6 protein-coding genes are annotated in these 9,966 nt (G+C 57.0%); 1 reads left to right on the top strand and 5 read right to left on the bottom strand.

The window, feature by feature from the left end; translation table 11 throughout:
• Window positions 1-104 precede the first annotated feature (104 nt).
• Entirely contained in the window at window positions 105-458 is a 354-nt protein-coding gene (locus QMX98_RS27835) for a hypothetical protein (protein ID WP_282411695.1), read from the bottom strand.
• Window positions 459-961: 503 nt separating this feature from the next.
• On the opposite strand from QMX98_RS27835, the gene QMX98_RS27830 reads away from it, so the two are divergent.
• Entirely contained in the window at window positions 962-5,863 is a 4,902-nt protein-coding gene (locus tag QMX98_RS27830; RefSeq protein ID WP_282411694.1) for an NAD-glutamate dehydrogenase, read from the top strand.
• Between the two features lie 99 nt (window positions 5,864-5,962).
• Here QMX98_RS27830 and QMX98_RS27825 read toward each other — a convergent pair whose 3' ends face one another.
• The 4 genes from QMX98_RS27825 to QMX98_RS27810 all read right to left on the bottom strand — a co-directional run bounded on the left by QMX98_RS27825 (window position 5,963) and on the right by QMX98_RS27810 (window position 9,803).
• A complete protein-coding gene (locus QMX98_RS27825) occupies window positions 5,963-6,799 on the bottom strand; it encodes a hypothetical protein (RefSeq protein WP_282411693.1) in 837 nt (278 codons plus the stop codon).
• A gap of 279 nt (window positions 6,800-7,078) precedes the next feature.
• Window positions 7,079-8,299: a hypothetical protein gene (locus QMX98_RS27820; RefSeq protein ID WP_282411692.1), complete on the bottom strand. Its 1,221-nt coding sequence runs from the start codon at window positions 8,297-8,299 to the stop codon at window positions 7,079-7,081.
• Between the two features lie 153 nt (window positions 8,300-8,452).
• A complete protein-coding gene (locus QMX98_RS27815; RefSeq protein WP_169857978.1) occupies window positions 8,453-9,163 on the bottom strand; it encodes an ATPase in 711 nt (236 codons plus the stop codon).
• Between the two features lie 226 nt (window positions 9,164-9,389).
• Complete coding sequence (locus tag QMX98_RS27810; RefSeq protein WP_010459886.1) at window positions 9,390-9,803, bottom strand: cupin domain-containing protein; 414 nt, start codon at window positions 9,801-9,803, stop codon at window positions 9,390-9,392.
• Window positions 9,804-9,966: the final 163 nt, after the last annotated feature.

Below are 9,966 nucleotides of genomic sequence, written 5' to 3'. Positions count from 1 at the left end.
GGCTCGCTCCCACAGGTGACCGGGTTCTCACATGAAAATACGATCAAATGTGGGAGCGAGCCTGCTCGCGATGAGGCAGGTTCAGGCACCCGAGATTCCGAGGCTTAGAGCTGGCTTATATAGGTGCCGGTGCCGTTAAGGATGTTCTGCAAGGTCTCTTCCACTTCCGCCAGATCCTGCGCATCGGTGCCGTGCAGGATTTCCAGCGAGTCTTCGCCATCGAGCACATCGATGTCCGCAGCGGCGATTTCGATCAGCAGGCGGTCAGGGCTGAGGGTGACTTTCACGCCGTTGAGGGCCGAAGGTTTGTCGTGGAAGATGATCTCCAGCTCATCCTCGTCCGGAAAGCGGCTCATCAGGAACATTTCGCCCTCGACGCTGTTGCAGCAGAGCATGGCCAAGTTGTCTTCTTCTTCGTCGCACGGGTTGACGATCAAGAGGTCAGTTGTCATTTGCATGGGAAAATCCTGGCTCGGCGAGCGTGGTGAACGTAACAAAAGGCAATTCTGCCAGCCCTCGGGAATTTCTGCTCGCCTGAGTGTCAGATCATGTGTCGTGAACACTTGGAGTGTTACTGGTCATTTCTGGTACGGATGTGCCGCAAAACCGGGGATAAAGCGCCCGTTTTCCTGCACGACTGCTAGTGTTGTTCGAGGCGCATGTCGTGAGCTGCGTACCGATGACCGAATATGTCGCAGCGCCGCAAGCACAGGCCTTGCCGCACTCGTTAAGCTGCGCATCGAATGGATATCCGTAAAGACAGTGTGCAATTCATCGCACAGGCGTTTTTGCCGATACCCCTTCATGGAAGGTGAATGTGACCTGAGTGTCTCGTCCAGCTTCACCCACCTGTCACCCTGTTTCCTCTGCCCGAGAATCAGGAACAGGGTGACGGATCGCCCCGAAAGGGGTTTTGCACGCGACGCTTCCATCAATAACAAGCCCAAGCGGAGTACCACAGATGGCGTTCTTCACCGCAGCCAGCAAAGCCGACTTCCAGCACCAACTGCAAGCGGCACTGGCCCAGCACATCAGTGAACAGGCACTGCCACAAGTGGCGCTGTTCGCTGAACAATTCTTCGGCATCATTTCCCTGGACGAGCTGACCCAGCGTCGGTTGTCCGACCTCGCCGGCTGCACCCTTTCTGCGTGGCGCCTGCTTGAGCGCTTCGATCACGCGCAACCGCAAGTGCGCGTCTACAACCCGGATTACGAACGCCACGGCTGGCAGTCGACCCACACCGCGGTCGAAGTGCTGCACCACGACCTGCCATTTCTGGTGGACTCGGTGCGTACCGAGCTGAACCGTCGCGGCTACAGCATTCACACCCTGCAAACCACTGTGCTGAGCGTGCGTCGCGGCAGCAAGGGCGAGCTGCTGGAAATCCTGCCGAAAGGCACCCAGGGCGAAGGCATTCTGCAAGAATCGCTGATGTACCTGGAAATCGACCGCTGCGCCAACGCGGCCGAACTCAATGTCCTGACCAAAGAGCTGGAGCAGGTTCTCGGTGAAGTCCGCGTCGCGGTCACCGATTTCGAACCGATGAAAGCCAAGGTCCAGGAAATTCTCTCCGGCCTGGACAACAGCCAGTACGCCGTCGATCCAGAAGAAAAAGCCGAAATCAAAAGCTTCCTGGAGTGGCTGGTGGGCAACCACTTCACATTCCTGGGCTATGAAGAGTTCGTGGTTCGCGATGAAGTCGACGGTGGTCACATCGTCTACGACCAGGATTCCTTCCTGGGCCTGACCAAACTGCTGCGCACCGGCCTGACCTACGATGACCTGCGCATCGAAGACTACGCCGTGAACTACCTGCGTGAACCGACCCTGCTGTCGTTCGCCAAGGCTGCGCACCCAAGCCGTGTACACCGTCCGGCTTACCCGGATTACGTGTCGATCCGCGAAATTGACGCCGACGGCAAAGTCATCAAGGAATGCCGTTTCATGGGCCTGTACACCTCTTCGGTGTATGGCGAGAGCGTGCGGGTCATTCCGTACATCCGCCGCAAGGTCGAAGAAATCGAACGCCGTTCCGGCTTCCAGCCCAAGGCTCACCTGGGCAAGGAACTCGCGCAGGTGGTCGAAGTGCTGCCGCGTGACGATCTGTTCCAGACGCCGGTGGACGAGCTGTTCAGCACCGTGATGTCGATCGTGCAGATCCAGGAGCGCAACAAGATCCGCGTGTTCCTGCGCAAAGACCCGTATGGCCGTTTCTGCTACTGCCTGGCCTACGTGCCGCGCGACATCTACTCCACCGAAGTGCGCCAGAAGATCCAGCAAGTGCTGATGGATCGCCTGAAAGCCTCGGACTGCGAGTTCTGGACCTTCTTCTCCGAGTCCGTGCTGGCACGCGTGCAACTGATTCTGCGCGTCGATCCGAAGAACCGCCTCGACATCGACCCGGTCCTGCTGGAAAAAGAAGTGGTCCAGGCCTGCCGCAGCTGGCAGGACGACTACGCCAGTCTGGTAGTCGAAAGCTTCGGCGAAGCCCACGGCACCAACGTGCTGGCTGACTTCCCGAAAGGCTTTCCAGCCGGTTACCGCGAGCGTTTCGCTGCCCATTCGGCCGTGGTCGACATGCAGCACCTGCTGAGCCTGACCGAAAAAAATCCGCTGGTGATGAGTTTCTATCAGCCACTGGGCCAGGTGTCTGGTCAGCGCGAATTGCACTGCAAGCTGTATCACGCCGATACACCGCTGGCGCTGTCCGACGTGTTGCCGATCCTGGAAAACCTCGGTCTGCGCGTGTTGGGTGAATTCCCGTATCGCCTGCGCCACAACAGTGGTCGCGAGTTCTGGATTCACGACTTCGCGTTCACCGCCGCTGAAGGCCTGGAGCTCGACATCCAGCAACTCAACGACACCTTGCAGGACGCCTTCGTCCACATCGTGCGTGGCGATGCCGAGAACGATGCGTTCAACCGCCTGGTGCTGACCGCCGGCCTGCCTTGGCGCGATGTGGCGCTGTTGCGTGCCTACGCCCGTTACATGAAGCAGATTCGCCTGGGCTTCGACCTGGGTTACATCGCCAGCACCTTGAACAACCACACCGACATCGCTCGCGAGTTGACCCGGTTGTTCAAGACCCGTTTCTACCTGGCGCGCAAGCTGACCAGCGACGATCTGGAAGACAAGCAGCAACGCCTGGAACACGCGATCATTACCGCGCTGGACGAAGTCCAGGTGCTCAACGAAGACCGTATCCTGCGTCGCTACCTGGACCTGATCAAGGCCACGCTGCGGACCAACTTCTACCAGACCGATGCGAACGGCAAGAACAAGTCCTACTTCAGCTTCAAGTTCAACCCACACCAGATTCCAGAGCTGCCCAAGCCAGTACCGAAGTTCGAAATCTTCGTTTACTCGCCACGCGTCGAAGGCGTGCACCTGCGCTTCGGCAACGTCGCTCGCGGTGGTTTGCGCTGGTCTGACCGTGAAGAAGACTTCCGTACCGAAGTGCTGGGCCTGGTAAAAGCCCAGCAAGTGAAGAACTCGGTCATCGTGCCAGTGGGCGCCAAGGGCGGCTTCCTGCCGCGTCGTCTGCCACTGGGCGGTAGCCGAGACGAGATCGCGGCCGAGGGCATCGCCTGCTACCGCATCTTCATTTCGGGCCTGTTGGACATCACCGACAACCTGAAGGACGGTGCGCTGGTTCCGCCGGCCAACGTCGTGCGTCATGACGACGATGACCCGTACCTGGTGGTCGCTGCGGACAAGGGCACTGCCACCTTCTCCGACATCGCCAACGGTATTGCCATCGACTACGGCTTCTGGCTCGGCGATGCATTCGCATCGGGCGGTTCTGCCGGTTACGACCACAAGAAGATGGGTATCACCGCCAAAGGCGCGTGGGTGGGCGTTCAACGTCACTTCCGCGAGCGCGGCATCAATGTCCAGGAAGACAGCATCACCGTGGTGGGCGTCGGCGACATGGCCGGTGACGTGTTCGGTAACGGCTTGTTGATGTCCGACAAGCTGCAACTGGTCGCAGCCTTCAACCACTTGCACATCTTCATCGACCCGAACCCGGAGCCGGCCAACAGCTTCGCCGAACGTCAGCGCCTGTTCGACCTGCCACGCTCGGCCTGGTCGGATTACGACACCAGCATCATGTCCGAAGGCGGCGGGATCTTCTCCCGCAGCGCGAAAAGCATCGCGATTTCCCCGCAGATGAAAGAGCGCTTCGACATCCAGGCGGACAAACTGACCCCGACCGAACTGCTGAATGCCTTGCTCAAGGCACCGGTAGACCTGTTGTGGAACGGCGGTATCGGCACCTACGTCAAAGCCAGCACCGAAAGCCACGCCGATGTCGGCGACAAGGCCAACGATGCACTGCGCGTGAACGGCAACGAACTGCGCTGCAAAGTGGTGGGCGAGGGCGGTAACCTCGGTATGACCCAACTGGGTCGTGTCGAATTCGGCCTCAATGGCGGCGGTTCCAACACCGACTTCATCGACAACGCCGGTGGCGTGGACTGCTCCGACCACGAAGTGAACATCAAGATCCTGCTGAATGAAGTGGTTCAGGCCGGTGACATGACCGACAAGCAACGTAACCAGTTGCTGGCGAGCATGACCGACGAAGTCGGCAACCTGGTGCTGGGCAACAACTACAAGCAGACCCAGGCCCTGTCCCTGGCGGCGCGTCGTGCCTTGCCGCGGATCGCTGAATACAAGCGCCTGATGAACGATCTGGAAGGTCGCGGCAAGCTGGATCGCGCCATCGAGTTCCTGCCGGCCGAAGAAGCCATCAACGAGCGCGTCGCTGCAGGCCATGGCCTGACCCGTGCCGAGCTGTCGGTGCTGATCTCCTACAGCAAGATCGACCTCAAGGAAGCGCTGCTCAATTCCCAGGTGCCGGACGACGATTACCTGACGCGTGACATGGAAACCGCTTTCCCGCCAAGCCTGGTGAGCAAGTTCTCCCAAGCCATGCGCCGTCACCGTCTGAAGCGCGAAATCGTCAGCACCCAGATCGCCAACGATCTGGTCAACCACATGGGCATTACCTTCGTTCAACGACTCAAAGAGTCGACCGGCATGAGCCCGGCGAACGTGGCCGGTGCGTATGTGATCGTGCGTGACATCTTCCATCTCCCGCATTGGTTCCGTCAGATCGAATCCCTGGATTATCAGGTTTCCGCCGACGTGCAACTGGAGCTGATGGACGAACTGATGCGCCTGGGCCGTCGCGCCACGCGCTGGTTCCTGCGTGCCCGTCGCAACGAGCAGAACGCTGCCCGTGACGTTGCGCACTTCGGTCCGCACCTCAAGGAGCTGGGGCTGAAGCTCGACGAACTGCTCAGTGGCGAGATCCGCGACACCTGGCAGGCCCGCTATCAGGCGTACGTCGAAGCCGGTGTGCCGGAGTTGCTCGCGCGTATGGTGGCTGGCACTTCGCACTTGTACACCCTGCTGCCGATCATCGAGGCCTCCGACGTGACCGGCCAGAACCCTGCAGACGTGGCCAAGGCCTACTTCGCCGTGGGCAGCGCGCTGGACATCACCTGGTACCTGCAACAGATCAGCGCTCTGCCGGTTGAAAACAACTGGCAGGCCCTGGCCCGTGAAGCGTTCCGTGATGACGTCGACTGGCAGCAACGTGCGATCACCATCTCCGTCCTGCAACAGGGCGACGGCACTCAGGACGTGGAAACCCGCCTGGCGCTGTGGATGGAAGAGCACGAAGGCATGATCGAACGCTGGCGCGCCATGCTGGTGGAAATCCGTGCCGCCAGCGGTACCGATTACGCCATGTACGCGGTGGCCAACCGTGAGTTGCTGGACCTGGCGTTGAGCGGGCAAGCGGTAGTGCCTGCGCCTGTCACAGCAGCTGCGGAGCTGGAACCGGCTGCCTGATCAAGCGCTGAATGAACAAGCCCCGTCTTGAAAGAGGCGGGGCTTTTTTTGTCTTGCGTGTCCCGTCCTGAATAAGGTTTACACCTTCTGATCTGTTTTTCAGGAGGACGTAATGGAATTGAGCAGAAAAAAACCGTTAGTTCCGAATCCATCGAAAGTTGTGCCGTCGGCGTTGTACACGGCCACCAGTGCGGTAGTTCTGGCGTTCACCATGGCGTTCCCCGCGACAGCAAACATTCCATTTTCAAGCGGGATCATTGAGCCAATCCAGGTCGGATATTCTGGATGCCTGATATATACGTAACCTTTTTTCTCTGCACCGAACTCTTTATCTATCGATCCGTCCCTGTTCAGGCGAATCAGTAACCCTGCACGTTCTGTATAGCTGAACTGTTGATTGCTGATGACTAACAATTTTCCATCAGGCAGTTCAGACGAAAAACTGTCGGGACTAGCGACGGATACACCACTCTGAAAATCTTCAGGCGGCTTGACCGTTACTGACTCAAAGGGACGTATGACCGTCACGCCCTTTTGGCCGAACGCTTGCACTGGGCTTCCTGTCGTATCGAATAGCGCGAATGCCAGTTCATTGCTGTATTCCTCGAGTGAGAAAAAACCACTTAGCAGTATTTCACCGCTTTTTAACACCGTAGTGTGATGACCTTTCGACTTATACCCCGACTCGAACTCGCCAGTGACGACACCACTCGCGCCAAAAGTCGTGTCCTGCATGCCATGGGGGGTTAATCGAACGAGTGAAAATTGTGCTTGATGACCTCCGGCGATCAGCAATCTATCGTCAGGGTCTACCGTGATCCCGTCAGCGTTGTTATTGTCGTTTTGCTGTTTTTCAATCCAAACGATCCCGGTGCGATCGCTACCAAAGCGGGGATCCAGATAATCGAGGCCACTTTTAAGGCTTTTTGATTGCATGTCGACGCTCCTTTCGAACAATGGGGACTTTGTAACTGTGCGTCGCGAAAGCGTACCCATATCCGGTTCATGCGTCGCAGCGGAGGTATCAGAGCGTAGCGACACCGATTACGCCATGTACGCGGTGGCCAACCGTGAGTTGCTGGACCTGGCGTTGAGTGGGCAGCGGTAGTGCCTGCGCCTGTCACAGCAGCTGCCGAGCTGGAACCGGCTCTGGAATCCTATATTCACTAACTCCAATCCAGAGATGGTTTCATCAAGTTTTTTATCGGCTGCTCATTAATCCAGATAGCAGAAAATTGCCGGTAACATGCTGTCCTCCCGCGTGATACCGCCAATCACGATCCGTCGCTGTTGATCGGTGGCGACGGCTTCTGACAGCTGGCCCGCATAATTAATCCACTCCTCTTGCAGCTCGCCGGATTCGAGGAACTTTGCTGTAACGGTGTAGAACGGCCGCCCTATCCCTTCCATGGAGCCTCCGCATGCAAAAATCTGACCTTTGGCATCAATCAGGCCTGCGTGCCAGGAATAACTGCGGTCCGGCTCCGTAGGGAGCAATACGGGCTGCCCATTGTTGAAAGAAGTGTCGTAATGACCGTTTTCATCCAGGCATACGAGCATGCCCTGAGAACGATCGGAGCCGCTCTTCTGAGCGAAGACCAGTATTTTGCTTTGGTCCTTGACCGCTATATCCACGTCGACTGAATGGAAATCGAAGTCGTTGAGGAGTGCGAAGCCCTGGTTTGCGAAGCTCGTGTCCAGTTCTCCGTTCACGAAGTATCGGGCAAGCAAGACTGCACGTTGGTCATTCACCACAGCGAAACCGCCTAGCACGACCGTATCCGCTGATGTTTGCACTATGCGCCTGGTGAGTGAAGGGTGCTCAGGGTGCCGGGCGCTTTTGTAGTGTTTACCTTCATGGAAGTTTGAGTCGGGTTGTCCATCCGCCGTCAATCGAATGAGCCACCCCTCGTATACCAACAGTATTTTCCCATCGGGAAGTATCACGGGGTTGTTGGAGGACGCGCTACTCGCTGATCGCTCAGGCGCGGGAAAATCGTTAGCGTCTGCAGAACTTTCAGGGAGAGGAATGACAATCTTGCCAAATTCGCCGAAGTGCGAATCGTAATGGCCTGATTCGTCAAAGCGAGCGAGCGCGGGGAGTAATCTGGAACCTTCGGCCTGATGTGATCCGCTGAGCAAAAGGGTCCCGTTTTTTAAAATGGAAATAGCACTGCCTGTGGATTCGCCGCCATCGTGGAAGCGATCAACGATGAATCCCTGATGACCGAATAATCGGTCCATACTGCCGTCCTTCAACAGCCGCCCCAGCACGAAACCGACAGTGGTGGAACTGGTAAAGAGCACCTTTTCGTTAGCGTCGATCGCCAGTCCGTGAATTCTTGAAACCTCAATTCCCGCCCCTGGTATACGAATGACGGTTTTCCCCTTTTCACCGAAATCAGGGTCCAACGGGTTGCGTTTGACATGACTCATGATCAGCTCCTTGGAATGATCGAAAGGTACCGACCCCCACTGGTCAATGCCTTGTGTCCAATTAGGTAGGCATTGGAGGCTGAACGTCTACTGTCATTCCTGACAGTAGACGTGTTCATTTTATTGTGATTAAAAGTAAGGTTATGTTGAGCGCTAGTACGGCGCTTGAAGTTGTTTTGACTCAATGGCTGATAGTGTCTCTGTGGGTTGCATCACTAAATTGTTGAGCGATTGATCAAACTTTTGCAGTGCCCGAATTTGCACATTCTGTTGCTCGTTAATATCCGCCACAATCTCTTCACTGCGCTTGTAATCGGCCCATAACGGACTCAACGCTTTGGCATCATGCCCTTGAGCAGTGCCGATATAATTGAAGTTTGAGTCGTAGAACTGCGCACTCACATGCGCTTCGATATCCGAACTGCGCGATGTGATCAATTGGCTGCGGGTGTCGACAATGGCGACCACGTCGGGCTTCGCCGCCCTGAGGCTTTGCATGTCCGGATACACCGTCACCGAGCCGAACTGGCGTTGTAACGATGCCTTGACCCAGTCCACGGCATGGTCCGGTCTGGAGGTGGCCACGTAGGCGTCGTGGATCGATTGCACCAGCAGGCTCTGGCCGAAGCCGGTGCCGGCGTTGGCCTGGTAGTGTTGCAGGTAGTCGCGGTTGGCCTGGGTGTTGCGGCTGTAGACGATACCCAACGAAACCTGGTGGCCGTTGGGGACGTGCGTGGCATTGCTGCGGCCAACCGGTCCAGTAAAAAGGCCTTCCAGCGAAGACCCGGCTTTGGGCGCAGTGGGAACAGAGCAGCCCGCCAAGATGAGGGTCATTGTTAATGTACTGACAAGCGCAAGTTTCATGGTGTTACTCCAGTGAAACAACATGAGTCGGAAGTTGTAATGTCGGAATATCCGGCGAGTTGTCCAGACTAAACCTGTCGCTGCACAATGAAATAGCCAGTCGCTGCACTTCTTGGCTGGCCGATAGTTTAATTGGGTTTAAGCGAGGCCCAGTAATCACGCCGGGAAATAAAAAGGCCCGAAATGTTAATTCGCGCCTTTTTATTTATGGCTATCCCTTCAGCTATCAGTTTTCCAAGGGGATCAACACTTTCTCGTCGGGGGACAACACCATGAATACCAACAGTTTGGCAGGCTTGGTTGCACTGGCGTTTTTCGAAACCAAGTGTTCCGAGCCGGCGGGTTCGTACCAATACTGTCCGGCCTTGTAAGTGATTGCTTTCTCACCCTTCACTTGAGAAATAACCGCACCTGACAGCACGTAGGCCATGGCAGTGCCTTCATGCTTGTGGGCAATCGACGATTGGCCGGGTTTGTAGTCGACCTCGATCATCATGGCTTTTTTGCCGGGCACGTTTTTCAGCGCTTCATCCTGCAATACCGTGATCTTTTCTGAAGGGCCTTCGTGAGCAATGGCAGTCGCAGAAACGGTCAGGGCAAGGGCAGCCAGGGGAGCAGCAAGGATACGCAAAGCTTTCATGGTCATTCACCTGCGGTTGGTTTAGTTGTCAGAAACAACAGTAGTGCGCAGGTGGGGGCAATCAAACAGCCAATATTCGCGAAGGTGAGGGGACCAATCTGTAGCGGGGCGGGGGGGGGGGGGGGCGCCCCCCCCCCCCCCGGGGCGCCCCGGGGGTGGGGGG

The sequence above is a fragment of the Pseudomonas sp. PS02303 genome, from assembly GCF_029959925.1.
In the GTDB taxonomy this organism is placed as follows: Bacteria; Pseudomonadota; Gammaproteobacteria; order Pseudomonadales; family Pseudomonadaceae; genus Aquipseudomonas; species Aquipseudomonas mandelii.
This window is presented reverse-complemented; position numbering and strand designations above follow the sequence as displayed.